Raw genomic sequence first — 23,272 nt, forward strand, 5'->3', positions numbered from 1 at the left:
TCTACTTCGGCGCCAGCTCCCTGAGGTGCCGTGCGACTGCAATCCATGCACCGATATAACCCAACAGCACCGCGCCAAGCAAGAGAGATAGACCATCGGCTACCGGTACGCCGGCCAGTGCGAAATCACTGCCATACAAACCGGCCAGCCCGACGACTGCATCGTTCAGCCAGTCCAGGCCGAACGCCAGCACTCCCCAGGACAGAAGTCCCGCACCGAAGCCATACAGCGCGCCCATATACAGGAAGGGCCTGCGCACATAGCTGTCAGTGCCGCCCACCAGTTTAATCACTTCTATCTCTGTGCGGCGGTTTTCAATATGAAGACGAATGGTATTGCCTATCACCAAAAGTAATGCGGAAACCAGAAGCACGGTCAGCCCGAAGACAAACCGGTCGCCCAGCTTGAGGATGGCTGCCAGACGCTCGACCCAGACTAGATCAAGTTGTGCCTGCTGTACCTTGGGCAATTCGGAAAGTTTTTGTCTTAATGCTTCAAGCGCGGGCTTGTCGACTTCGTTCGGTGTTACCAGGACCACGCCGGGCAGCGGGTTCTCCGGCAATTCCTTGAGCGCATCGCCCAGACCGGATTGCTGCTGGAACTCTTCCAGCGCCTGATCGCGCCCCACGTACTCGGCATCCGCCACGCCAGGCATGCCCTTGATCTGCTCACGCAGAGACTCGCCTTCCGCCGGGCTGGCTTCGAGTTGCAGGTACAGGGAAATCTGCGCCGCACGCTGCCAGGAACCGCCCAGACGCTCGACGTTACTTAGCAAAAGTGACAGCCCCATGGGCAAACTCAGGGCAACAGCCATCACCATGCAGGTGAAAAAGCTGCCAATCGGCTGCTTGCCCAGACGGCGCAGGCTATCCAGCAAACTGGCACGATGGCTTTCAATCCAGGCGCGCAACAGCGTGGCGAAATCCGGGCCGTCATCGTCATCGCGTTTTTTCTTCTGCGGCTGCGGATCGGCGGCCTTGGGGGCCACGCGCTCGGAAACCTTCGGACTGCGCGTCGCACTCATACGCCGGCCTCCCCGTCGCCGATCAATCGGCCGCGTTGCAGGGTCAGCATGCGGTGGCGCATGCGGGCGATCAGCGCCAGGTCGTGACTGGCGATCAGCACGCTGGTGCCGAGGCGGTTGATGTCTTCGAACACACCCATGATTTCCGCCGCCAGACGCGGGTCGAGGTTACCGGTCGGTTCGTCCGCCAGCAGCAAGGCCGGGCGATGAACGATGGCACGGGCGATGCCGACGCGCTGTTGCTGACCGGTGGACAGATCACCCGGGTACAAATCGGTCTTGTCCGACAGCGCCACACGCTCGAGCGCCGAATCCACGCGCTTGGCGATTTCAGCCTTGGACAGGCCAAGGATCTGCAACGGCAGCGCGACGTTGTTAAACACCGTGCGATCGAACAGCAACTGGTGGTTCTGGAACACCACACCGATTTGCCGCCGCAAGAAAGGAATCTGTGCGTTGCTGATGGTGCTCAGGTCTTGCCCGGCAAGCAGCAACTTGCCGCTGGTCGGACGCTCCATGGCCAGCAACAACCGCAACAAGGTGCTTTTACCGGCGCCGGAATGACCGGTGACAAACAGAAACTCGCCCCGACGGACTCGAAAGCTCAGCTCATGCAAGCCGACGTGACCGTTCGGGTAGCGTTTACCGACCTGTTCGAAACGAATCATGAACGCTCCCGCTCGGCAAACAGCGCCTGGACAAAGGGTTCTGCTTCAAAAGTGCGCAAATCGTCGATGCCTTCACCCACGCCGATATAGCGAATCGGCAGGCCAAATTGTTTGGCCAGGGCGAAAATGACGCCGCCCTTGGCGGTGCCATCGAGCTTGGTCAGAGCCAGTCCGGTCAGTTCGACGGTCTGGTTGAATTGTTTGGCCTGGTTGATAGCGTTCTGGCCGGTGCCGGCGTCGAGCACCAGCAGCACTTCGTGCGGCGCGTCGGCATCGAGCTTGCTGATCACCCGACGAACCTTTTTCAGCTCTTCCATCAGGTTGTCTTTGGTGTGCAGGCGACCGGCGGTGTCAGCGATCAGCACGTCGATGCCACGGGCCTTGGCGGCCTGCACGGCGTCGAAGATCACCGAAGCCGAATCCGCGCCGGTGTGCTGGGCGATGACCGGGATCTTGTTGCGCTCGCCCCAGACCTGCAATTGCTCGACTGCTGCGGCACGGAAGGTGTCACCGGCGGCGAGCATGACTTTCTTGCCTTCCAGTTGCAGCTTCTTCGCCAGCTTGCCGATGGTGGTGGTCTTGCCGGCGCCGTTGACGCCAACGACCAGAATCACGAACGGCTTGTTCTGCGAGGTGATTTTCAGCGGCTGCTCGACAGGCTTGAGCATCGCCGCCAACTCAGCTTGCAGGGATTTGTACAGTGCATCGGCATCGGCCAGTTCTTTGCGCGCGACCTTCTGGGTCAGGCGCTGGATGATCACCGACGTCGCCTCCACCCCCACGTCGGCGGTCAGCAGACGGGTTTCGAGGTCATCGAGCAGTTCGTCATCGATGGCTTTCTTGCCCAGGAACAGGCTGGCCATGCCTTCGCCGATGCTGGCGCTGGTCTTGGACAGGCCTTGCTTGAGGCGGGCGAAGAAACCAGCCTTGGATTCTTCGGTGCGTACCGGCTCGACCGGCGCTTCGACAACTGGAGCAATAACAGGTGCAGGTGCTGGCTCGGGCGTTTGAACAACGGGTGCAACGAATGCCGGAATGACCGGCTCGGGCACAGCTTCAACTTCAACGACCGGTTCAACAACCGGAACTGGCTCAGGGGCAAAAGCCGCCGGAGCAGGAATCGGTGGCGTCACATGCGGCGCCAGCGCGTCTTCGACCAGCGCCACCGGCTCTTCGGCCACCGGCAAGGTCAGCCACGGTTCGGCGGCCGGGGTCAGCGGCAGTTTGGCCGTGATTTCAGGCTCAGGTTCGACGGCCGGTTGCAGCACCGGCTCGGCGATTGGCAAGACAACCGGCGCTGGCGCTTCTTCTAGTAACGGCGCCGGGGCTGGCTCAGGAAGTGGCTGTGGCTGTTCGACGACGGGTTCCTGCGGTTTTTTGCGCAGCCATCCGAACAGGCTTTTCTTCTCGCCAGCCGCAGCTGGAGTCTTCTTGTCGTCGTTGGAACCAAACATGGAGGACGGCTATCTCACGGTAGCGACGCGCCAATGGCGCCTCGGCAATTAAAATTTCGATGCAGAACAGACTGCGATTGACCCAGCTTGTTCACGCGCAACATTTTGTCGAGGTGCGAATGGCACCTTACAAAAACGATTTCACTAAGGACTGATGCGGAAAAATCGGCGAAAAAGCAGAGTCTAGTTGATAAACCACAGCCTTCTGCCGCAAACCCAAACAACCTGATCAAACGTAAAGGCCTGATAGGCGTGGCCGCCAGTAAAACGGATCAGTATCCTAGCACCCTCTCGCCCGCCGACGCTAAGACCTAGCGGGCAGCCCCAAAGGTTTAAACACGAATGAATGTTCTAGCCCGCCGCGCCGCAGGCCTGCTGCTCAGCACAGTTTGTCTGCCCCTCTCGGCCTTGGCTGCCGACCCACAACCCACCCACGAATTTACCCTCGACAATGGCTTGAAGGTCGTCGTGCGCGAAGATCATCGCGCGCCAGTGGTGGTTTCACAGGTCTGGTACAAGGTTGGCTCCAGCTACGAGACACCGGGTCAGACCGGTCTGTCCCACGCCCTGGAACACATGATGTTCAAGGGCAGCGAGAAAGTCGGCCCCGGCGAAGCGTCGCTGATCCTGCGCGACCTCGGTGCCGAAGAGAACGCCTTCACCAGCGACGACTTCACCGCGTACTATCAGGTGCTGGCCCGCGACCGCCTGGGCGTGGCCTTCGAGCTGGAAGCCGACCGCATGGCCAGCCTGCGCCTGCCGCCGGACGAGTTCGCCCGCGAGATCGAAGTCATCAAGGAAGAACGTCGCCTGCGTACCGACGACAAACCCATGTCCAAGGCCTATGAGCGCTTCAAGGCCATGGCCTACCCGGCCAGCGGCTATCACACGCCGACCATCGGCTGGATGGCGGACCTGGAGCGCATGAAAGTCGAAGAGCTGCGCCACTGGTATCAATCCTGGTACGTGCCGAACAACGCCACGCTGGTGGTGGTCGGCGACGTGACGCCCGAGGAAGTCAAAACCCTGGCCCAGCGCTACTTCGGCCCGATCGCCAGACGTGACGTGCCCGCCGCGAAAAAACCGCTGGAACTGGCCGAGCCCGGCGAGCGCCAGATCACCCTGCACGTGAAGACCCAATTGCCCAGCCTGATGCTGGCATTCAACGTGCCGAGCATCGCCACCGCTGAAGACAAGCGTTCGGTGAACGCCTTGCGCCTGATTTCCGCGCTACTGGATGGCGGCTACAGCGCACGCATCCCGACGCAACTGGAGCGCGGCGAAGAATTGGTGTCCGGCGGTTCGTCGAGCTACGACGCCTACACCCGTGGCGACAGTCTGTTCACCCTGTCGGCAACGCCCAACAGCCAGAAAAACAAAACCATCGCCCAGGCCGAAGCCGGTTTGTGGAAGTTGCTTGAGCAGTTGAAAACCACCGCGCCGACCACCGAAGAACTGGAACGCGTGCGGGCACAGGTCATCGCCGGCCTCGTTTACGAGCGCGATTCGATCACCAGCCAGGCCACGGCCATCGGTCAACTGGAAACCGTCGGCCTCTCCTGGAAACTGATGGACACCGAACTCGCCGATCTGGAAAGCGTGACGCCGCAAGACATCCAGAAAGCCGCCAGGCTGTATTTCACCCGCGAACGTCTCAGCGTCGCCCATGTACTGCCAGAGGAGACGACTCATGAGTGAGCGTAAAAAACCGCGCCTGGCCCTGTTCGCCCTGATCGCCGTCGCGCTGATCGGGTCTGCCGCGTTCTATTTTTCGAAAACCGGCGAAACCAGCGCCAGCGAAGCGCTGGACAAGGCCAAAGCCAGCCAGAAGCTGCAATCGCTGACCGAACTCAACGGCAAGGCGCCGAGCCACCGCACACTCGACGTGCAAACCTGGAATACCGCCGAAGGTGCCAAGGTGTTGTTCGTTGAAGCACGCGAATTGCCGATGTTTGACATGCGCCTGATCTTTGCCGCCGGCAGCAGCCAGGACGGCAATACACCGGGCCTGGCACTGCTGACCAATGCCATGCTCAACGAAGGGGTGGCCGGCAAAGACGTCAGCGCCATCGCCCAGGGCTTCGAAGGCCTGGGGGCCGATTTCGGCAATGGCGCTTACAAAGACATGGCGGTTGCTTCGCTGCGCAGCCTCAGTGCTCCGGACAAGCGTGAACCGGCGTTGAGGCTGTTCGCTGACGTCGTCGGCAAACCGACCTTCCCGGCCGACTCGTTCACCCGCATCAAGAACCAGATGCTCGCCGGTTTCGAGTACCAGAAACAGAACCCCGGCAAGCTGGCCAGCCTGGAATTGATGAACCGGTTGTATGGCGATCACCCGTACGCGCACGCCAGTGATGGCACGGCGAAATCCGTTCCGACGGTGACCCTCGCGCAACTGCGCGCCTTCCACGAGAAAGCCTATGCAGCGGGCAACGTGGTGATCGCGCTGGTCGGCGACTTGTCCCGCGCCGAAGCCGAAGCCATCGCCGCACAGGTTTCCTCGGCTCTGCCCAAGGGCCCGGCCCTGCCGAAAATCGCCCAGCCGACCGAACCCAAGGCCAGCATCGGCCACATCGAGTTCCCGTCCAAACAGACCAACCTGATGCTCGCGCAATTGGGTATCGACCGTGACGATCCGGACTACGCCGCGCTGTCCATGGGCAACCAGATCCTCGGCGGTGGCGGCTTTGGTACTCGATTGATGAGCGAAGTGCGCGAGAAGCGTGGTCTGGCCTATGGTGTGTATTCGGGTTTCAGCCCGATGCAGGCGCGCGGCCCGTTCATGATCAACCTGCAGACCCGCGCTGAAATGAGCGAAGGCACCCTGAAACTGGTGCAGGACGTTCTGGCGGACTACCTTGAAACCGGCCCGACCGAAAAAGAACTCGACGACGCCAAGCGCGAACTGGCCGGCAGCTTCCCGCTGTCTACCGCCAGCAACGCCGACATCGTCGGCCAACTGGGCGCCATCGGCTTCTATAACTTGCCGTTGAGTCATCTGGAAGACTTCATGCAGCAGTCCCAGAGCCTGACCGTCGATCAAGTCAAAGCGGCCATGAACAAACATCTGAGCACGGATAAAATGGTCATCGTCAGCGCTGGCCCGACCGTGCCGCAAAAGCCGTTACCGGCCCCTACTGATAAACCTGCCGAGCAACCGCTCGGGGTTCCGGAGCATTAATGGCCACTTCCCGTCCTAAAAAACCTGTTCACAACGTGCACAACGGCGTGAACCAGTTGCGCATCATCGGCGGCGAATGGCGCAGCCGAAAGTTGAGTTTCCCTGACGCCCCGGGCCTGCGCCCGACGCCGGACCGCGTGCGTGAAACCCTGTTCAACTGGCTCGCGCCTTACGTGCCAGGCGCCAAGGTGCTCGACCCGTTCACCGGCAGCGGCGCGCTGTTCCTCGAAGCCTTGTCCCGTGGCGCAGCCATGGGCCAGGCGCTGGACGCCAGCAGCCTTGCGGTGTCGAGCCTCAAGGAGCATCTGGGCACATTGCGCTGCACCACCGGCCAGGTTCAGACCGCCGACGCCCTGCGCTACCTGGAAACCCAGACTGCCACAGCTTACGACCTGGTGTTCCTCGACCCGCCGTTCAATCAGAACCTGCTGCCCGCCGTTTGCGCCCTGCTCGAAGAACGCCAATGGCTGGCCGAGGATGCCTGGGTGTATACCGAAAGCGAAAGCGCACCGTCGACCCTCGGCTTGCCGGAAAACTGGCGCCTGCACCGTGAGCAAAAGTCCGGGCGGGTCTACTACTCGTTGTGGCAACGCAGCGCCTGAAACCCTGGCGACATGACGGCCCCAAAATCGCTGTCGGCATGCACTACATAATTACCGCCAGACACCTCATCGGATGATCCACAGTGGTTTGCGCAAATTCCTGAAAACCACTGAGGATGTACACGGATGAACATCTCCCGCAGCACTTGTCTGTTGCTCTGTATCGGGTGGCTGCCACTTATGGCAGTCGCCGCATCACCCCCTTCGACACATGCCTTCACCCTGGATAACGGCCTCAAGGTGGTCGTGCGTGAAGACCATCGCTCTGCCGCCGTCACCGCTCAGCTATGGCTCAAAGTCGGCGCAAGCTACGAACCGCCCGGCCAATCCGGCCTGTCCCATGCCCTTGAACACATGGTCTACAAAGGCAGCAGCAAAGCCTGCGCCGGAGAGTTCAGCACGGTACTGAAAAAACTCGGTGCCAGCGAAAACGCCTTCACCGGAAAGGACTTCACCGTCTATCACCAGACGCTTTCCCCTGGTCGACTTGGCGTCGCGTTCGAGATCATGGCCGACCTGATGAGTACGGCCGAGTTGAGTGAGCGAGACTTCACGACGGAGCTGAATGTCATTCAGGAGGAGCGACGCGATATCGTCGACGACCAATTATTAGCGCAGAGCATCGAACGACTGGAGAGCCTTGCCTACCTGAGCAGTGCCTATCGCAGCCCGACCATTGGCTGGATGCACGACCTGCAGCGCATGAGTGCCCTTCAACTGCAGCACTGGTATCAAGCCTGGTACGCGCCGAACAACGCGACCCTGGTGATAGCAGGCGATGTCACGCCTGACGCGGTCAAAGCGCTGGCGCAGAAATACTTCGGTCACCTGGAGCGTCGCGCGACGCCTGCCGCCGTCGCGCCTGTCGAATTATCCGCACCCGGTGAAAGATCATTGATCCTGCGTGCCCCGATCTCGGCCCCACGTCTCATCATGAGCTTCAACACACCCAGCCTGGCCACCGCGCAAGACCGCCGGACCGCATACGCACTGCGCCTGCTCGAAACGCTATTGGCAGGTTCCGAAAGCGCCCGCATCAAACAACAACTGCAGCTGGGTGAAGCGATATTTTCCGACACTCAATCCGAGTACGACGCCTTCAATCGCGGCGACTCACTACTCACCATCAACACCCAACTCAATCTCGACAAGATTAAAAGCACCGATCAAGCCCTGGTGCGCCTTTGGCAAGTGATCGATGAACTGAAAAACAAGGCGCCGGAAAAGGCAGAGCTGGATCGGGCCAAGACCCTGCTGATCGCCAACTCGGTGTACGCGCAGGATGATCTGGAAGGGCAAGCCTTTATCTTGGGCCTATTGGAAAGTATTGGCCTGGACTGGCGTCTGTCGGATCAGGACGCAGCTGAACTGAACAAGGTCACCCCACAGGATATTCAAAACGCTGCCATCACTTACCTGACGCGCGAACGCCTGAGTACCGCCACAATCCTGCCGGAGAAAAACCATGAATAAGGTCAAATCAGTCATCAAGGGCGCGTGGATGGTACTGGCCGGCGTGTTGCTGGGTGGGCAGCTTTTTACCCCCTGCGCCGCCACGCAGGCCACGCCTCAAAAAGCCACGCTGCAATCACTGAGTGAGCCTCAGCGTCCGTCGGCGCGTCGGGCGCTACCGATTAAAGGTTACAAATCTCATTCCGGGACCAAGATCCTGTTCATTCGCAACCCGGGCCTGCCCATGTTCGACGTCCATGTCAGCTTTGCCGCCGGCAGCGCCCACACCCACCATCAACCCGGCCTCGCCGCGCTGACCTTCAGCCTCTTGAACGAAGGGGTCGACGGCAAGGACATCAATGCCATCCAGGAAACCTTCGACCAACTCGGTGCGAGGCTGGGCATGGGGATCACTGCGGATCGGGCCAGCTTCTCGTTACGTAGCCTGAGCGATGAGGCCCGACGTGCCCCAGCCCTCGAGCTGTTCGCCCAGATGCTGGGCAAACCGTTGTTGCCGGAGCAGTCCCTGTCTCTCGCGACATCCCAGTTACTGCACTTTCTCGATACCGAGCAAGCGTCCCATGCAACCCAAGCCGATCAGGCCCTCCATGGCTTGATGTTCCCCAAACACGGCTATTCGCAGTCCGTGTACGGAACCAGGGTCGGGCTTGCCTCAGTCACCCGCGATCAGGTGCAGGACTTCCATCGCTCAGCGTACGCCGCAGGCAACGCACTGATAATACTGGTCGGAGACCTTACGGAAGACGAAGCCCAGCGCATCGGCGCGCAGATTTCCAATGCATTGCCTCAGGGGCCAGCCGTCGCCGCGATCCCATCACCCGGCAGCCCGGACGCTCAACAGCTTCTGCGACCGGTAAAGTCTTCAAGCCAAGCCTATTTACGCCTTGCCCAGCCAGGCGTACTGCGAAACAGTCCCGATTCTGCTGCGCTGCAAATAGCGAACCGGATATTCACCGCCCGCCTGATGGAAGAACTTCGTGAACGCCGAGGAATGACCTATGACGTTCAAGCCAGGCTCTCTACCCTTCAAGCGCAAAGCACGCTGGTCATTGAACTGCAGACTCGGCCGGAGCTGGCCGATGCAGCACTGGCGCACATAAAAGGGATGTTTCGTGACTTCCTCATCCACGGCCCCACACAGAAAGAGCTTGATGACACAAAAACGTGGCTGGCAGGCAGCGCACCATTAAGAAGTGCGAGCAATGCACAGATCGTGAGGCGACTGCTCGACATCGGTGTCCATGACTTGCCATTGGACCTCGACTTTTCTACTCAAAGGGCCCAGGAATTGAATCTCGATGCCGTCAAGAAAGCACTCAACCAGCATCTCGATGCCGAGCGGTGGAACACGGTCATCCTGGGACCCACAACGAACCAGCAACCATTGCCCAACCCAGTCCAAAGCGAAGCCAATACGATGTGTCGCGCAACAACCGAGTTTGTGGCAAGTTAGTTTTCCATGACGACGCGGTCGCGGCGCAGGCATGCCGCGGCCCGGTGCGGCTTCACGACTACCTTGACCGAGAATTGATGTGCAACCGCGCTCCACGATGATTCCATCGCCCGCCTTCCGGCCGGCCTTTGGCCTTGGCAATCCACACTTGCAGACCTTGTGGGGACCGCTTTGGCGCAAAACCACGCACCTCGAACGCGAACGCGAACGCCTGTGGCTTGAAGATGGCGATTTTCTCGACCTCGACTGGCATGGCCCGCACAGCGTCGATGCGCCATTGGTGCTGGTGTTGCACGGGCTGACCGGTTCGTCGAATTCGCCTTACGTGGCCGGGGTGCAAAAAGCCCTGGGCGACCAAGGTTGGGCCAGTGTCGCGCTGAACTGGCGCGGCTGTTCCGGTGAACCCAACCTGTTGCCCCGCAGCTACCATTCCGGCGCCAGCGAAGACCTGGCCGCAGCCATCAGGCACTTGAAAGCCAAACGGCCGCTCGCACCGTTGTATGCGATCGGTTACTCCCTGGGCGGCAACGTGCTGCTCAAGCATCTGGGTGAAACCGGCAGTGCCAGCGGCGTGCTTGGCGCCGTTGCGGTGTCGGTACCGTTCCGCCTGGACCAGTGCGCCGATCGCATCGGCCAGGGTTTCTCCAAGGTCTATCAGGCACATTTCATGCGCGAGATGCTGGCCTACATCAAGAACAAGCAACGGCAATTCCAGCATGACGGCCGCGAGGATGGCCTGGCGGCATTGGCCGCACTCGGCTCGCTGGAAAACATGCGCACGTTCTGGGATTTCGATGGCCGGGTGACCGCGCCGCTGCACGGCTTCGTGGATGCCGAGGATTACTATCGACGCGCTTCAAGTCGCTACTTCCTCGGAGAAATTCGAACGCCGACCCTGATAATCCAGGCCGCGGACGATCCCTTCGTTTTTCCCCACAGCCTGCCGCAAGCCGATGAGTTATCGGCCTGCACGCAATTCGAACTGCAAGCCAAGGGGGGGCACGTCGGGTTTATCGACGGCTCGGTCAAGCAACCGGGTTACTACCTGGAACGGCGCATCCCCCAGTGGCTGGCTAACGCAGGCAGCAACTGAGCCGTGGAGACCCATCAGGGCGAATCGATCCATTTCTGGCAAACCCCGCCACTGGCCGGAGTCGAGTTACTGTCGGCCCGTTACATCGATCATCGTTTCGCGCCCCATGTGCATGACGGCTATGTGATCGGCATGATCATGGCCGGTGCCCAGCGTTACCGCTATCGCGGCGCCGAGCACTTGGCAGGCAGCGGCACGCTGGTGCTGATCAATCCCGACGAGTTGCACACCGGCCACAAGGGCACTGAGGACGGCTGGCTGTACCGCGCGTTTTATCCGGACAGCGGGCAGATCCTGTCACTGCTGGCCGAACTTGAACTGCCGACCCACAACTTGCCGGCATTCGGTGCCACGCTGTATCGCGATCCGGATCTGGTGAACGGTTTCTGCCAGTTGCATCGATTGCTGGAAAGTCCTTCCACAGCGCTGCAACAGCAAACGGCCTGGCGTGAGCTGATGCTGTCGCTGCTGCAGCGCCATGCCGCGGTACCGGACGCAGGAAAACCCGGGAAGGAACATCGCGCGGTGACAATGGCCAAGGAGTTGCTGCACGCACAACTCGCTGCACCGCCTTCGCTCGAAGCGCTGGCGGCGGCGGTTAACCTTTCACCTTTTCACTTCGCCCGGGTCTTTCGCCGTGCCACCGGCATGCCGCCGCACACCTGGCTGATGCAGCGGCGCATCGCCCAGGCTCGTGCCCTGTTGCAGAACGGTTGTTTACCGCTGGAGGTGGCCACGCAGTTGGGATTTGCCGATCAGAGTCATCTGAGTCGGCAGTTCAAGCAGGTGTACGGGGTGGGGCCGGGGGCGTATCGCAGCGCTCGGCTGTTTTAAGCCCTTCCCACCTGTTCACTCGCCTTTGGCGACGCCCCGCGCCGGATCATTGATCCACTCGCTCCACGACCCGGCATACAACGAGCCCAGCGGATAACCCGCCAGGCACAACGCAAACAGGTTATGGCAAGCTGTCACGCCGGAACCGCAGTACGCCACCAGATCATTGGGCGAACGATTCCCCAGTTTCGCGGCGAAGCGCTGCCTGAGCTGATCAGCCGGCAGAAAACGTCCGTCCGCGCCCAGGTTGTCGGTAAACGCCGCGCATTGCGCACCGGGGATGTGCCCGGCAACCGGATCGATCGGCTCCACTTCACCCTTGAAGCGCGGCAGTGCGCGAGCGTCGAGCAAGGTCAGCGCTGGTTGTCCGAGGCGTTTTTGCAGGTGTTCGGCATCGAGCAGCAACGAAGCATCAGCGGTGCCGGTAAAAGTCCCGCCGGTAATCGACGGCGCATCAAGGCTCAACGGCAAACCCGCCGCGTGCCAGGCCTTGAGCCCGCCATCGAGGATGAACACGCCATCGCGCTTGCCCAGCCAGGCCAGCAACCACCAGGCCCGCGCCGCGTAAGCGCCCGGACCATCGTCGTACAAAACCACTTCACTGTCGTTATTGATGCCCCAGGCTCGCAGGCGCTCGATCAGCTCGGCTGGCTCAGGCAGCGGATGACGCCCGGTCACGCCCTTGACCACTTTACCGCTGAGATCACGCTCCAGATCGGCAAAGCTCGACCCGGCGATATGTCCTTCGGCGTAGCTGCGCTGACCATAATCCGGGTCTTCGAGGGCAAAACGACAATCCAGAATCACCAGCCCCCGCTGGTCCTTTTTCAGGTCCAGTGCTTGCGGGCTAATCAGTTGCGCAATGGGCATAACGGGCTCCTGTGATGGGCGAAATTCGGTCCTGCAGCATTCGTTGATTCAGATTTCTTCCAGCGCCTGGGCCAGTGGCACGTAAAACTCTTCGAACAAGGCGTTGACGGCGTCGCGCGCCTGGTCCGTGACGAATCCGGCTTCCAGCACCAGCACCTGATAGACCCCGCGTTTAATCGCTTGCTCGCTGAGGTGGCTGGAATTTTCCCGCGTGGTGCACAAAAAACGCACCCACGAGGTCAGGATGATCCAGGCATTGAGGGTCAGGGATTCAATCTGCACGCGGTCCATTTTCAGGATGCCGGCGGCGACGAAACCTTCGTAGATCGCCATGCCCTGGATGACGCAGCGCTGGGAGAAGCGCCGGTAACGGGCAGCCAGTTCCGGATCGCTGTCGAGCAGATGCTCAAGGTCACGGTGCAAAAACCGGTAGCCCCACATCGCCGAAAGCAATTCCTTGAGATAGAAGCGCTTGTCTTCGACTGTGGCGGCACGCCCCTGTGGCGGACGCAGGAAGCTGTCCACCAGGGTTTCGTATTCGCTGAACAGCACGGCGATGATCGCCTGCTTGTTCGGGAAGTGGTAGTACAGGTTGCCCGGAGAAATTTCCATATGGGCAGCAATGTGGTTGGTGCTGATGCTGCGCTCGCCCTGTTGATTGAACAGCTCCAGGCTGTTCTGCACGATGCGCTCGCTGGTTTTGATCCGTGGGGCCATGGCTTGAGCTTTAATTCAGAGTGCGTTGGCGGGCATCTTACGACCTATCCGCAAGAGGATGGAACATCGCTGCGCGAGGAAGGCATTTGACTTTTTAGAGCACTGACTCTAAAAAGTGCTTCATTACAATAAATCCGGAGCTGACCATGACTGCTGATATTTCCTACCTGCAAAACCTGCAGCAGCCTCTGGACGAGCTTCACGCGCTGTTTGATGCGCAACGCGCAGCCTACGCCGCCAACCCGATGCCCCCAGCCGCCCAGCGCCAGCAATGGCTCAAAGCGCTGAGCGACCTGCTGAACAGCGAGCGTCAGGCCTTGATTGACGCGATCAGCCAGGATTTCAGCCATCGCAGCGCCGATGAAACCCTGCTCGCCGAATTGATGCCCAGCCTGCACGGCATCCATTACGCCAGCCGGCACCTCAAGGGCTGGATGCGTGCGTCGCGGCGCAAGGTTGGTGTCGCCTTCCAGCCAGCCTCGGCCAAAGTGATTTACCAGCCGCTGGGCGTGGTCGGGGTCATCGTGCCATGGAACTACCCGCTGTATCTGGCCATCGGCCCGTTGGTGGGCGCACTGTCGGCGGGCAACCGGGTGATGCTCAAACTCAGCGAATCCACCCCGGCCACCGGTTTGCTGATGAAGCAATTGCTGGCGCGAATCTTCCCCGAAGACCTGGTCTGCGTGGTGCTTGGCGAGGCCGACATCGGCGTGGCGTTTTCCCGCCTGCGTTTCGATCACTTGCTGTTCACTGGCGCCACCAGCATCGGTAAGCACGTGATGCGCGCGGCGGCGGAGAACCTGACACCGGTGACCCTGGAGCTGGGTGGCAAGTCCCCGGCGATTGTCTCCCACGATGTGCCGCTCAAGGACGCCGCCGAACGCATTGCGTTCGGCAAAACCCTCAACGCCGGACAGACCTGCGTGGCCCCGGATTACGTGCTGGTGCCGGAGGATCGTGTCGGCGGTTTCGTTGAAGCCTATCGCTCAGCCGTGCGCGGTTTCTATCCGACGCTGGCGGACAACCCGGACTACACGGCCATCATCAATGATCGGCAACTGACGCGACTCAACGGCTACGTCAGCGATGCCACCAGCAAGGGCGCGTTGCTGATTCCATTGTTCGAGCAGGGCCAGGGGCGCCGCATGGGCCATAGCCTGCTGCTCAATGTCAGCGATGAGATGACGGTGATGCAGGACGAAATCTTCGGCCCGCTGCTGCCGATCGTGCCGTACAAGGATCTCGACCAGGCGTTTGCCTACATCAACCAGCGCCCTCGCCCACTGGCGTTGTATTACTTCGGCTACGACAAGCGCGAACAAAACCGCGTCCTGCATGAAACCCACTCCGGCGGCGTTTGCCTCAACGACACGCTGTTGCATGTGGCCCAGGACGACATGCCATTTGGCGGCATCGGTGCTTCGGGCATGGGCCACTACCATGGCCACGAAGGCTTCCTCACATTCAGCAAGGCCAAGGGTGTGCTGATCAAACAGCGTTTCAACGCGGCAAAACTCATCTACCCGCCGTACGGCAAATCCATTCAGAAACTGATCCAGAAACTGTTTATCCGCTAACGATCGCCATCCTCGGGTAATAACAATAATGAACCCAAGCCTGTCCGATACTCCCGCGTTTTCACGGCGCGGTCTGCTCAAGCTCAGCCTCGGCGCCAGTGCTTTTCTCGCCACCGCCGGGTTGGGCGCCAGCCTGAGCGGCTGCTCGACGGATGTCGCGCAAAGCGGATTCGCGACGCTGCGCAGTGGCGACCTGCTGTTTTTGCGGGCGCTGCTGCCGGTGATGCTCGACGGTGCGGTCGCCACCGAGCACATGCCCGCCGCCGTCGACGGCACGCTCAAAAGCCTGGATTACAACCTCGATCACCTGTCGCCGGAAATGCTCAAGCTGACCCGGCAACTGTTTGATGTGCTGGGCATGGCCGTCACCCGCGGCCCGCTGACCGGGATCTGGGGCAGTTGGGAAAACGCCAGCGCCGACGAGCTCCGGCACTTCCTCGATCGCTGGGAAAACAGCTCGTTGAGCTTATTGCGCATGGGCCACAGCTCTTTGCTGCAACTGGTGATGATGGCCTGGTATGGGCGCAAGGAGTCGTGGGCGCATTGCGGGTATCCCGGACCGCCCACGGTTTGAAACCGAGTCGCCCGCTTCGCGAGCAGGCTCGCTCCCACATTTGACCGTGCCCTCCAATAACAAAAAGAGAATCTTAAGATGCCCGTACCCGACCCGTTTCGCGAAGGCATGGCCCGAGGCTGGAAAACCCATAATGGCTCGCAACTGAGCCAGGACCTGACCCTCGAAGCGGACGTCGCAATCATCGGCAGCGGTGCCGGCGGCGGCACCACGGCCGAAATCCTCAGCGCCGCCGGCTACAGGGTGCTGCTGATCGAGGAAGGCCCGCTCAAGACCAGCAGCGATTTCAAGCTGCTCGAAGACCAGGCCTACGCCAGCCTTTATCAGGAAGGCATCGGGCGCATGAGCAAGGACGGCGCGATCACCATACTTCAGGGCCGTGCGGTGGGCGGCACCACGCTGATCAATTGGACCTCGAGTTTCCGCACCCCGGAACCGACCCTGGAACACTGGGCCAAGGAACACAACGTCAAGGGCCACAGCCCGGCGGAAATGACGCCGTGGTTCGAGAAAATGGAGCAACGCCTCGGCGTCGCGCCGTGGAGGGTTGCGCCCAACGCCAACAACGACGTGATCCGTAAAGGCTGCGAAAAACTTGGCTACAGCTGGCACGTCATCCCGCGCAACGTGCGTGGTTGCTGGAACCTCGGCTACTGCGGCATGGGCTGCCCGACCAACGCCAAGCAATCGATGATGGTCACGACCATTCCGGCGACCCTGGAAAAGGGTGGCGAGTTGCTTTACCTGGCCCGCGCCGAAAAACTCATCATCAGCGGCGACAAGGTGACCGGCCTGCAATGCTCGGCGATGGACGAGCGCTGCGTCGAACCCACTGGTCGCCAGATCACGGTCAAGGCGCGGCATTACGTGCTGGCGGGCGGCGGTATCAACACCCCGGGACTGCTGATGCGTTCCGCAGCACCCGATCCGCATAAACGCCTGGGCAAGCGCACATTCCTGCATCCGGTGAACATGTCCGCCGCGTTGTTCGACGACGTGGTCAACCCGTTCTATGGCGCACCGCAGTCAATTTATTCCGACCATTTCCAATGGCAGAACGGCACCACAGGGCCAATGGCCTACAAACTCGAGGTCCCGCCGCTGCACCCGGCGCTGGCAGCGACATTGCTCGGTGGCTTCGGCCAGGAAAACGCGCAGCACATGGCCCGCTTGCCGCACACCCATGCCATGCTGGCGCTGCTGCGCGACGGGTTTCATCCGGACAGCCAGGGCGGCAGCGTCGAATTGCGCAGTGATGACACGCCAGTGCTCGATTATCAGGTATCGCCTTATGCCTGGGATGGATTGCGCCGGGCATTTCATACAATGGCCGAGATCCAGTTTGCCGGCGGCGCCCGGGCGGTGATGCCAATGCACGCCGATGCGCGTTATGTAAACACCCTCGCCGAAGCGCGCACGCTGATCGACAGCCTTAGCCTGGAGCTGTACCGCACACGGTTGGGCAGCGCTCATGTGATGGGCGGTTGTGCAATGGGCGAAGACCCGAAAAACGCCGTGACCGACAGCCTCGGCCGACACCATCAATTGGCCAATCTGTCGATTCACGACGGCTCGCTCTTCCCCACCAGCATTGGCGCAAACCCGCAGTTGTCGGTCTACGGCCTGACGGCGCAACTGGCGACTTCCCTGGCCGAACGTTTAAAAAATCCATGAAAAGAGCGACTATTCCCATCGTCTATAGTGCTTTCTTACCCAACAGGCGACTTGGCCGACCGGGAAGGCTGCGATACCATCCGACTCCCCAACGGATTCCCGCCAGGACGACGCGATGAACCGAGTGTTGTACCCAGGTACCTTCGACCCTATTACCAAGGGCCATGGCGATCTGGTCGAACGCGCCTCGCGCCTGTTCGATCACGTAATCATTGCCGTCGCTGCCAGCCCGAAGAAAAACCCGTTGTTTCCCCTGGAACAGCGCGTGGAGCTGGCCCGCGAGGTCACCAAACATTTGCCGAACGTTGAAGTCGTCGGTTTCTCGACCCTGTTGGCGCATTTCGCCAAGGAGCAGAACGCCAACGTGTTCCTGCGTGGCTTGCGCGCGGTGTCGGACTTCGAATACGAGTTCCAGCTGGCCAACATGAACCGCCAGTTGGCCCCGGATGTGGAAAGTCTGTTTCTTACCCCGTCCGAGCGTTATTCGTTCATTTCCTCGACGCTGGTCCGTGAAATTGCTGCCTTGGGCGGCGATATCACCAAATTCGTCCACCCTGCGGTGGCGGATGCATTGACCGAGCGTTTCAAAAAGTAGATAGAACGTGGCGCTGGACGGTTTTTCGCGAGCACGCTCGCTCCTACAGCGCCAATGCGGCACAATTACGCGCATTGATTTATTGCGCCCGGGCCTGCCGCCCCGGCTGGAGTTAGCATGTCCCTGATCATCACCGACGATTGCATCAACTGCGACGTCTGCGAACCCGAGTGCCCGAACGCCGCCATTTCCCAAGGCGAAGAAATCTACGTGATCGACCCGAACCTGTGCACCCAGTGTGTCGGCCACTACGACGAACCGCAGTGCCAGCAGGTTTGCCCGGTGGATTGCATCCCGCTGGACGAAGCGCATCCGGAGACTGAAGAGCAGTTGATGGAGAAGTACCGCAAGATTACCGGTAAGGCTTGAATCTTCGATATCCGTTACGCAGCCGTCGCGGACGAGCCCGCTCCCACAAGGATCCCTGAACCCTGTGGGATGGGGCTTGCCCGCGATGACACCATCAGAGGCACCGAAGAATCAACTGACTCACTCCTGCCGCTCAAATCCCTCCCCGACACATCCCAGGCACCGCACAAAAGCGGCCTTCGCCGGGTCAACCACCAAGGCCTGCCCGGCGTCGCCCACCCCGCCGCCCAATGCGGTAAACGGCAACGACACGACGAACACCCCCGCGCCGATCACTGTTGCCGCGACCAATAAAGGCCGGGCAATCAACAGATCGCCGATCATCGCGTAAGCCGGTGGATTCTGGATGGTGTAGAGCGGATCACCGCTGCCGCTGCTGGCGCCGGCTACAGCTGCGAAGCTCAGCATCGACGCGACGACAAGGGTTCGAAGCAGGTTCATGGCGCGGTCCTTCGGCTAGACAGTCAGAACACTGACTATAGACCGTTGGCGTCTTAACTCTGGCAGCGTGGGCAGAAAACGCTGGCGCGCTGCCCGAGTTTCACTTCCCGCAACAGCGTGCCACAGACCTTGCAAGGCTCAGCGCCACGACCGTAGACAAACAATTCCTGCTGGAAATATCCCGGCTGACCGTCACCGCCAATAAAGTCCCGCAGCGTGGTGCCGCCGCGCTCGATGGCAGCGCCAAGAATGCGTTTGATCTCGATGGCCAGCTTCAGATAACGCGCCCTGGAAATGCTCTTGGCTTCGCGGCGAGGGTCGATCCCGGCGGCGAACAACGCTTCGGTCGCATAGATGTTGCCGACGCCGACCACCACTGCGTTGTCCATGATGAACGGCTTGACCGCCATCGAACGACCACGGGACAGCTGGAACAGACGCTCACCGTCGAACAGGTCGGTCAACGGCTCCGGCCCCAGGCGAATCAGTAACTCATGATTAAGCGGGTCGAGACTCCAGAGCATCGCGCCAAACCGTCGCGGGTCGGTGTAGCGCAGGGCCAGGCCTGACTCCAGCTCGATATCGACATGCTCATGCTTGGCCGCCGGCAGGCCGACTTCCACCAGACGCAAATTCCCCGACATGCCCAAGTGGCTGATCAAGGTGCCGACCTCGGCGTTGATCAGCAAGTACTTGGCGCGCCGCTCCACCAGCACGATGCGCTGGCCGGACAAGCGCACGTCCAGGTCCTCCGGAATCGGCCAGCGCAGGCGCCGGTCACGCACGATTACCCGGCTGACTCGCTGGCCTTCCAGGTGCGGCGCAATCCCACGGCGGGTGGTTTCGACTTCTGGCAGTTCAGGCATGGTGCTCTCTAGGGTAAATAAAATCCGCCCATCAGCGGTGCGCGCCGAGGTCGCGGATCGTCTGCTTGAGGGTCTCGAAGTCATAGTCCGAAAGACCGACATAATCGAGCACCAGCGCCGAGATGCTGTTCCACTCGTGATCTTCGGCCTGGTTGCCCAGCACGCGGCAGGAAGCACAAATATGCTCGGCCATCTTCAGGATCGCCAGCAGGTTCTTCAACGAGCTATTGCGTGACGAGTCATCGCTGAAAATCGCCAGGGCGTTGTGGTGATTGGCGATAGCGGTGCTCACATGCTCCGGCAGGCGCCAGGACTTGGCCGTGTAGTAACCCACCACGGCATGGTTGGTGTTGAACTCGCGATTCTCCGTGTCCACCACCCGGCACTCGGCACTGGCACTGGCATACGCCTGTTCCAGAACGCCCATGTAGTTGGGGAAACGCTGCAGCATCAGCGGCACGCCACAGTCATGGAACAGGCCCAGGGCGTAGGCTTCGTCACCATTCTCGATACCGATGCGCTTGGCCAGGGTCAGGCAGGTCATCGCCACATCCTGGGCGGTGTCCCAGAAGCGGTTCAAGGTGACGATGGTGTCGTCGTTCATCTCACCCTTGATCGACTGCGCGTTGATCAGGTTGATGATCGAGCGGCTGCCCAGCAGATTCACCGCTCGCTGGATCGAGGCAATCTTGTTGCTCAATCCGTAATACGGCGAATTGACGATTTTCAACAACGATCCAGAGAGGCCGGGGTCTTGAGAAATCAGCTTCGCGATCACCTCCAGATCCGGGTCGGGCATGTACTGCTCCATCTGCAGATCCACCATGATCTGCGGTTGGGCCGGCACGCTGATGCCTTGCAGGGACTGCTGGATTTGTTCGGGAGTCAGCTCTTGGGACATAAGTACACACTCTGGGTCAGGCGCAGATTCTAGCTTCTAAAAGTTGGATCCGACACCCGGGACGGCCCATTGACTGAAGTTTCATCCAATCGCTGGCCGAGCACCGCATGTCCATCCGTCGCGCCGAGGCCATGCGCAACACGCTATACTCCCGCTCTTTTTTCCGGAGCGACGACATGTCCCTGCCTAGCCTGCGCCTCAAAGCCAACGCCGACCGTCGTCTGCGCAACGGTCATTTGTGGGTCTACAGCAACGAAATCGATGTAGCCGCTACGCCTTTGCACGGTTTCAAGGCCGGCGACCAGGCGATCCTCGAAGCCGCCGGCGGCAAGCCGCTGGGCATCGTTGCGATGAGCCCGAACAACCTGATCTGCGCCCGCGTGCTGTCGCGTGACATCAAGCTAGCGCTGGACAAATCGCTGCTGGTGCATCGCCTGAACGTGGCCCTGTCGCTGCGTGACCGTCTGTTCGACAAGCCGTTCTATCGCCTGGTCTACGGCGACTCCGACTTGCTGCCAGGCCTGGTCGTCGACCGTTTCGGCGACATCCTGGTGGTGCAGATTGCTTCGGCGACCATGGAAGCCCACAAGGACGACGTGATCGCGGCGCTGACCCAAGTGCTCAAGCCAAGCGGCATCCTGTTCAAGAACGACTCCGCTGCCCGTGATGCCGAAGGCCTCACCCGCTACGTCGAAACCGTATTCGGCCTGGTGCCGGAGTGGGTTGCCCTCGAAGAGAACGGCGTGAAGTTCGAAGCCCCGGTCATTCAGGGTCAGAAAACCGGCTGGTTCTACGATCACCGCATGAACCGCGCACGCCTGGCTCCGTATGCCAAAGGTAAACGCGTACTGGATCTGTACAGCTACATTGGCGGCTGGGGCGTGCAAGCGGCGGCGTTCGGCGCCAGTGAAGTATTTTGCGTCGACGCATCGGCCTTCGCCCTCGACGGCGTCGAGCGCAACGCTGCACTGAACGGCTTCGCCGAAAAAATGACCTGCATCGAAGGCGATGTGTTTGAAGCCCTGAAAGAGCTGAAAGCCAGCGAAGAGCGTTTCGACGTCATCGTCGCCGACCCGCCCGCGTTCATCAAACGCAAGAAAGACATGAAGAACGGTGAAGGCGCCTACCGCCGCCTGAACGAGCAAGCCATGCGCCTGCTGACCAAGGACGGCATCCTGGTCAGCGCATCGTGCTCGATGCACCTGCCGGAAGACGATCTGCAAAACATCCTGCTGACCAGCGCCCGCCATCTGGACCGCAACATCCAGATGCTCGAGCGCGGCGGCCAGGGCCCGGATCATCCGGTGCACCCGGCCATCGCCGAAACCCGCTACATCAAGAGCATCACCTGCCGCCTGCTGCCAAACAGCTAAAAACCGCCAGCCACTGCAGGACCGAGCTCGCGAAGAACGCATAAACACCGCGGATGACCAGACACACCCGCGTTATTGTTGACGTTTTTCGCGAGCGAGATTGTTCCTACAACAGATTCAGAAGGGCCCCACGCCCACGCGCATTGACTTGTTTCGTCATCAAATCAATTCTCGTCCTTCCCTCACGGAACGAGAGAACTGACTGATGCACGCTGCCCATAACACCAACGAAAAGCCGTTGATCATCGTGTTGCTGATGACAATGACGCTACTGGGTGTTTTTCCGTTGGACGTCGTTCTCCCCTCCTTTCCTGACCTGTCAGCCTGTTTCCAGATATCGCCGCCTGAAGTTGCCCTGTCTGTCAGCCTGTTCGCCGTCAGCCTGGCGTTTTCCGTGATGCTGGTGGGGCCGCTGTCGGACATGTGGGGGCGCAAGAAGCTGTTGCTGGGCGGTATCGCCCTCGCGGCGATTGGCGCGATTGGGTGTGCAGCGTCCAGCGAGTACAGCTGGTTTCTGGGTTTTCGTGTGGTCCAGGCGCTCGGTTGCGGGGCCTTTTCGCTGTCACAGGCGCTGGTGCAGGATTTATTCATCAGCCATGAAAGGCAGCGACTCAGGATCTGGATGGTGACCGCGGGCGGCGTATTCATTTCAATTTCCCCGCTGCTGGGGACCTGGCTGCAATTGCAGTTCGGCTGGCAGGGCAGTTTCCATGTGTTTGTCGCCCTCGCCGTTTTAGTCTGGTCAAGCGCCTGTTGGCTGCTCAAGGAATCCTCATCACATCGCACAGCATCGCGTGGGGGAATCTTCCGTGCTTACTGGCATGTCTGTTCCGATGCACGCTTCATGGGGTACTGGCTGATTTCCGCGCTGGCCTTCGCCTGTCATTTTTCGTTCATCGTCACTTCACCCATTCTTTTCATGGGGCATCTGGCTTTTTCACCGTACGAATACGCCTGGGCGTTATTGCTGTACGGCGTTGCGTATGTAAGCGGCGGCGCAGTTGCCAACGTCCTGCACCAACGCCTGCAAGCCAATACGCAAATCATGGCTGGCCTGGGGTTGATCGCGGTTTCGGGCGTGGTGATGCTGTGGCTGACTCGCCACTTCGGTCTCTCTGCTGGGACGGTGCTGATTTCCATGCTGATTTGTACGATCGGCACCACCATTACCAGACCCGTCGTCAACTCCAAGGCCATGAGCGTTCATCCGGAATATGCCGGGACCTCGACCTCGGTCGGCGGTGTGCTGATGTTCCTCTGCGGTGGCGTGATCAGCACGGTGATCAACCGGGCACCTGAGGACCTGACCACCGCTCTGGCCATTGGCTTCCTGACGTTGAGCGTCGCTGGCCTTGGACTGAATGCAGTGATCAACCAACGGAATAAACAGGCACTCGATATCGGCTGACACCTGCCGGTCGTCCTCCTGATCGCTTCGTCAACACGGGATCGACGCTTCCCGGCATTCCCTCCAGCCGCCAGCCGTGTAGAATCGCGACATTCATCGCCAGTCATCCCCGGCGGGTTTATGAG

Annotated in this window: 22 protein-coding genes; 14 read left to right on the top strand and 8 right to left on the bottom strand. The window is 60.5% G+C overall.

Going from position 1 to position 23,272, the window contains the following annotated elements; translation table 11 throughout:
* Nucleotide 1: 1 nt before the first annotated feature.
* From ftsX to ftsY, 3 genes are read right to left on the bottom strand one after another with little or no spacing between them, the layout of a single operon-like run.
* Nucleotides 2-1,024, bottom strand: a complete 1,023-nt coding sequence (gene ftsX / locus BVK86_RS10220; protein WP_075946322.1) for a permease-like cell division protein FtsX — start codon at nucleotides 1,022-1,024, stop codon at nucleotides 2-4.
* A complete protein-coding gene (ftsE, locus tag BVK86_RS10225; protein WP_003229148.1) occupies nucleotides 1,021-1,692 on the bottom strand; it encodes a cell division ATP-binding protein FtsE in 672 nt (223 codons plus the stop codon). The genes ftsX and ftsE overlap by 4 nt, the downstream gene beginning before the upstream one ends.
* Entirely contained in the window at nucleotides 1,689-3,146 is a 1,458-nt protein-coding gene (ftsY, locus tag BVK86_RS10230) for a signal recognition particle-docking protein FtsY (protein ID WP_075946323.1), read from the bottom strand. The genes ftsE and ftsY overlap by 4 nt, the downstream gene beginning before the upstream one ends.
* Nucleotides 3,147-3,488: 342 nt before the next feature.
* Here ftsY and BVK86_RS10235 point away from each other — a divergent pair, with 342 nt between their 5' ends.
* The 7 genes from BVK86_RS10235 (at nucleotide 3,489) to BVK86_RS10265 (ending at nucleotide 11,782) form a co-directional block, all read left to right on the top strand.
* The gene (locus BVK86_RS10235) at nucleotides 3,489-4,844 is read left to right on the top strand and encodes a M16 family metallopeptidase (protein WP_075946324.1); all 1,356 of its coding nucleotides are present in this window, start codon (nucleotides 3,489-3,491) and stop codon (nucleotides 4,842-4,844) included.
* A complete protein-coding gene (locus BVK86_RS10240) occupies nucleotides 4,837-6,327 on the top strand; it encodes a M16 family metallopeptidase (RefSeq protein ID WP_075946325.1) in 1,491 nt (496 codons plus the stop codon). The genes BVK86_RS10235 and BVK86_RS10240 overlap by 8 nt, the downstream gene beginning before the upstream one ends.
* A complete protein-coding gene (gene rsmD / locus BVK86_RS10245; RefSeq protein ID WP_075946326.1) occupies nucleotides 6,327-6,929 on the top strand; it encodes a 16S rRNA (guanine(966)-N(2))-methyltransferase RsmD in 603 nt (200 codons plus the stop codon). The genes BVK86_RS10240 and rsmD overlap by 1 nt, the downstream gene beginning before the upstream one ends.
* A gap of 126 nt (nucleotides 6,930-7,055) precedes the next feature.
* A complete protein-coding gene (locus BVK86_RS10250; RefSeq protein ID WP_075946327.1) occupies nucleotides 7,056-8,402 on the top strand; it encodes a M16 family metallopeptidase in 1,347 nt (448 codons plus the stop codon).
* Nucleotides 8,395-9,855 (top strand): M16 family metallopeptidase, encoded by a 1,461-nt coding sequence (locus BVK86_RS10255; protein ID WP_075946328.1) that lies wholly within the window; start codon nucleotides 8,395-8,397, stop codon nucleotides 9,853-9,855. Before BVK86_RS10250 ends, BVK86_RS10255 begins: the two co-directional genes overlap by 8 nt.
* A 97-nt stretch (nucleotides 9,856-9,952) precedes the next feature.
* Nucleotides 9,953-10,948 carry a hydrolase gene (locus tag BVK86_RS10260; RefSeq protein WP_075946329.1) on the top strand — a complete coding sequence of 332 codons (996 nt, stop codon included), beginning with the start codon at nucleotides 9,953-9,955 and terminating at the stop codon, nucleotides 10,946-10,948.
* Between the two features lie 3 nt (nucleotides 10,949-10,951).
* The gene (locus BVK86_RS10265; protein WP_075946330.1) at nucleotides 10,952-11,782 is read left to right on the top strand and encodes an AraC family transcriptional regulator; all 831 of its coding nucleotides are present in this window, start codon (nucleotides 10,952-10,954) and stop codon (nucleotides 11,780-11,782) included.
* Nucleotides 11,783-11,797: 15 nt separating this feature from the next.
* Here the strand turns inward: BVK86_RS10265 and BVK86_RS10270 are convergent, their stop codons facing one another.
* The gene (locus BVK86_RS10270; RefSeq protein WP_075946331.1) at nucleotides 11,798-12,652 is read right to left on the bottom strand and encodes a sulfurtransferase; all 855 of its coding nucleotides are present in this window, start codon (nucleotides 12,650-12,652) and stop codon (nucleotides 11,798-11,800) included.
* Between the two features lie 48 nt (nucleotides 12,653-12,700).
* The gene (locus BVK86_RS10275; RefSeq protein ID WP_075946332.1) at nucleotides 12,701-13,369 is read right to left on the bottom strand and encodes a TetR/AcrR family transcriptional regulator; all 669 of its coding nucleotides are present in this window, start codon (nucleotides 13,367-13,369) and stop codon (nucleotides 12,701-12,703) included.
* Between the two features lie 146 nt (nucleotides 13,370-13,515).
* On the opposite strand from BVK86_RS10275, the gene BVK86_RS10280 reads away from it, so the two are divergent.
* The 5 genes from BVK86_RS10280 to BVK86_RS10300 all read left to right on the top strand — a co-directional run bounded on the left by BVK86_RS10280 (nucleotide 13,516) and on the right by BVK86_RS10300 (nucleotide 18,158).
* Nucleotides 13,516-14,946 carry a coniferyl aldehyde dehydrogenase gene (locus BVK86_RS10280; RefSeq protein WP_075946333.1) on the top strand — a complete coding sequence of 477 codons (1,431 nt, stop codon included), beginning with the start codon at nucleotides 13,516-13,518 and terminating at the stop codon, nucleotides 14,944-14,946.
* 28 nt (nucleotides 14,947-14,974) lie between these two features.
* Nucleotides 14,975-15,520 carry a twin-arginine translocation pathway signal protein gene (locus BVK86_RS10285; protein WP_075946334.1) on the top strand — a complete coding sequence of 182 codons (546 nt, stop codon included), beginning with the start codon at nucleotides 14,975-14,977 and terminating at the stop codon, nucleotides 15,518-15,520.
* Between the two features lie 78 nt (nucleotides 15,521-15,598).
* Entirely contained in the window at nucleotides 15,599-17,194 is a 1,596-nt protein-coding gene (locus BVK86_RS10290) for a GMC family oxidoreductase (protein WP_075946335.1), read from the top strand.
* Between the two features lie 115 nt (nucleotides 17,195-17,309).
* Complete coding sequence (gene coaD, locus BVK86_RS10295) at nucleotides 17,310-17,789, top strand: pantetheine-phosphate adenylyltransferase (RefSeq protein ID WP_007975368.1); 480 nt, start codon at nucleotides 17,310-17,312, stop codon at nucleotides 17,787-17,789.
* A 117-nt stretch (nucleotides 17,790-17,906) separates the two neighbouring features.
* A complete protein-coding gene (locus BVK86_RS10300) occupies nucleotides 17,907-18,158 on the top strand; it encodes a YfhL family 4Fe-4S dicluster ferredoxin (protein WP_003195146.1) in 252 nt (83 codons plus the stop codon).
* Between the two features lie 120 nt (nucleotides 18,159-18,278).
* Here BVK86_RS10300 and BVK86_RS10305 read toward each other — a convergent pair whose 3' ends face one another.
* Genes BVK86_RS10305 through BVK86_RS10315 form a run of 3 tightly spaced genes read right to left on the bottom strand, consistent with a single transcriptional unit; the run spans nucleotide 18,279 to nucleotide 20,312 of the window.
* Complete coding sequence (locus BVK86_RS10305) at nucleotides 18,279-18,599, bottom strand: multidrug transporter (protein ID WP_075946336.1); 321 nt, start codon at nucleotides 18,597-18,599, stop codon at nucleotides 18,279-18,281.
* A gap of 53 nt (nucleotides 18,600-18,652) precedes the next feature.
* Nucleotides 18,653-19,465, bottom strand: a complete 813-nt coding sequence (gene mutM, locus BVK86_RS10310) for a bifunctional DNA-formamidopyrimidine glycosylase/DNA-(apurinic or apyrimidinic site) lyase (protein WP_075946337.1) — start codon at nucleotides 19,463-19,465, stop codon at nucleotides 18,653-18,655.
* Nucleotides 19,466-19,496: 31 nt separating this feature from the next.
* Nucleotides 19,497-20,312: an HDOD domain-containing protein gene (locus BVK86_RS10315; protein ID WP_162279061.1), complete on the bottom strand. Its 816-nt coding sequence runs from the start codon at nucleotides 20,310-20,312 to the stop codon at nucleotides 19,497-19,499.
* A gap of 230 nt (nucleotides 20,313-20,542) precedes the next feature.
* On the opposite strand from BVK86_RS10315, the gene BVK86_RS10320 reads away from it, so the two are divergent.
* Both BVK86_RS10320 and BVK86_RS10325 read left to right on the top strand, forming a co-directional pair.
* Nucleotides 20,543-21,739, top strand: coding sequence for a class I SAM-dependent rRNA methyltransferase (locus tag BVK86_RS10320; protein WP_075946339.1), 1,197 nt, complete (start codon nucleotides 20,543-20,545; stop codon nucleotides 21,737-21,739).
* Between the two features lie 205 nt (nucleotides 21,740-21,944).
* On the top strand, nucleotides 21,945-23,147 hold the full coding sequence (locus BVK86_RS10325) for an MFS transporter (protein WP_075946340.1): 1,203 nt from the start codon (nucleotides 21,945-21,947) through the stop codon (nucleotides 23,145-23,147).
* Nucleotides 23,148-23,272: the final 125 nt, after the last annotated feature.

Origin of the sequence: Pseudomonas reinekei (assembly GCF_001945365.1) — a bacterium.
Classification (GTDB): domain Bacteria; phylum Pseudomonadota; class Gammaproteobacteria; order Pseudomonadales; family Pseudomonadaceae; genus Aquipseudomonas; species Aquipseudomonas reinekei.

Coding starts and splice junctions, on each gene's coding strand:
- BVK86_RS10240 (WP_075946325.1), top strand. CDS start 4,837: ATGAGTGAGCGTAAAAAACCGCGCCTGGCCCTGTTCGCCCTGATCGCC.
- BVK86_RS10235 (WP_075946324.1), top strand. CDS start 3,489: ATGAATGTTCTAGCCCGCCGCGCCGCAGGCCTGCTGCTCAGCACAGTT.
- BVK86_RS10320 (WP_075946339.1), top strand. CDS start 20,543: ATGTCCCTGCCTAGCCTGCGCCTCAAAGCCAACGCCGACCGTCGTCTG.
- ftsE (WP_003229148.1), bottom strand. CDS start 1,692: ATGATTCGTTTCGAACAGGTCGGTAAACGCTACCCGAACGGTCACGTC.
- BVK86_RS10270 (WP_075946331.1), bottom strand. CDS start 12,652: ATGCCCATTGCGCAACTGATTAGCCCGCAAGCACTGGACCTGAAAAAG.
- coaD (WP_007975368.1), top strand. CDS start 17,310: ATGAACCGAGTGTTGTACCCAGGTACCTTCGACCCTATTACCAAGGGC.
- BVK86_RS10300 (WP_003195146.1), top strand. CDS start 17,907: ATGTCCCTGATCATCACCGACGATTGCATCAACTGCGACGTCTGCGAA.
- BVK86_RS10280 (WP_075946333.1), top strand. CDS start 13,516: ATGACTGCTGATATTTCCTACCTGCAAAACCTGCAGCAGCCTCTGGAC.
- ftsX (WP_075946322.1), bottom strand. CDS start 1,024: ATGAGTGCGACGCGCAGTCCGAAGGTTTCCGAGCGCGTGGCCCCCAAG.
- BVK86_RS10290 (WP_075946335.1), top strand. CDS start 15,599: ATGCCCGTACCCGACCCGTTTCGCGAAGGCATGGCCCGAGGCTGGAAA.
- BVK86_RS10325 (WP_075946340.1), top strand. CDS start 21,945: ATGCACGCTGCCCATAACACCAACGAAAAGCCGTTGATCATCGTGTTG.
- rsmD (WP_075946326.1), top strand. CDS start 6,327: ATGGCCACTTCCCGTCCTAAAAAACCTGTTCACAACGTGCACAACGGC.
- BVK86_RS10250 (WP_075946327.1), top strand. CDS start 7,056: ATGAACATCTCCCGCAGCACTTGTCTGTTGCTCTGTATCGGGTGGCTG.
- ftsY (WP_075946323.1), bottom strand. CDS start 3,146: ATGTTTGGTTCCAACGACGACAAGAAGACTCCAGCTGCGGCTGGCGAG.
- mutM (WP_075946337.1), bottom strand. CDS start 19,465: ATGCCTGAACTGCCAGAAGTCGAAACCACCCGCCGTGGGATTGCGCCG.
- BVK86_RS10260 (WP_075946329.1), top strand. CDS start 9,953: ATGATTCCATCGCCCGCCTTCCGGCCGGCCTTTGGCCTTGGCAATCCA.
- BVK86_RS10285 (WP_075946334.1), top strand. CDS start 14,975: ATGAACCCAAGCCTGTCCGATACTCCCGCGTTTTCACGGCGCGGTCTG.
- BVK86_RS10275 (WP_075946332.1), bottom strand. CDS start 13,369: ATGGCCCCACGGATCAAAACCAGCGAGCGCATCGTGCAGAACAGCCTG.
- BVK86_RS10305 (WP_075946336.1), bottom strand. CDS start 18,599: ATGAACCTGCTTCGAACCCTTGTCGTCGCGTCGATGCTGAGCTTCGCA.
- BVK86_RS10255 (WP_075946328.1), top strand. CDS start 8,395: ATGAATAAGGTCAAATCAGTCATCAAGGGCGCGTGGATGGTACTGGCC.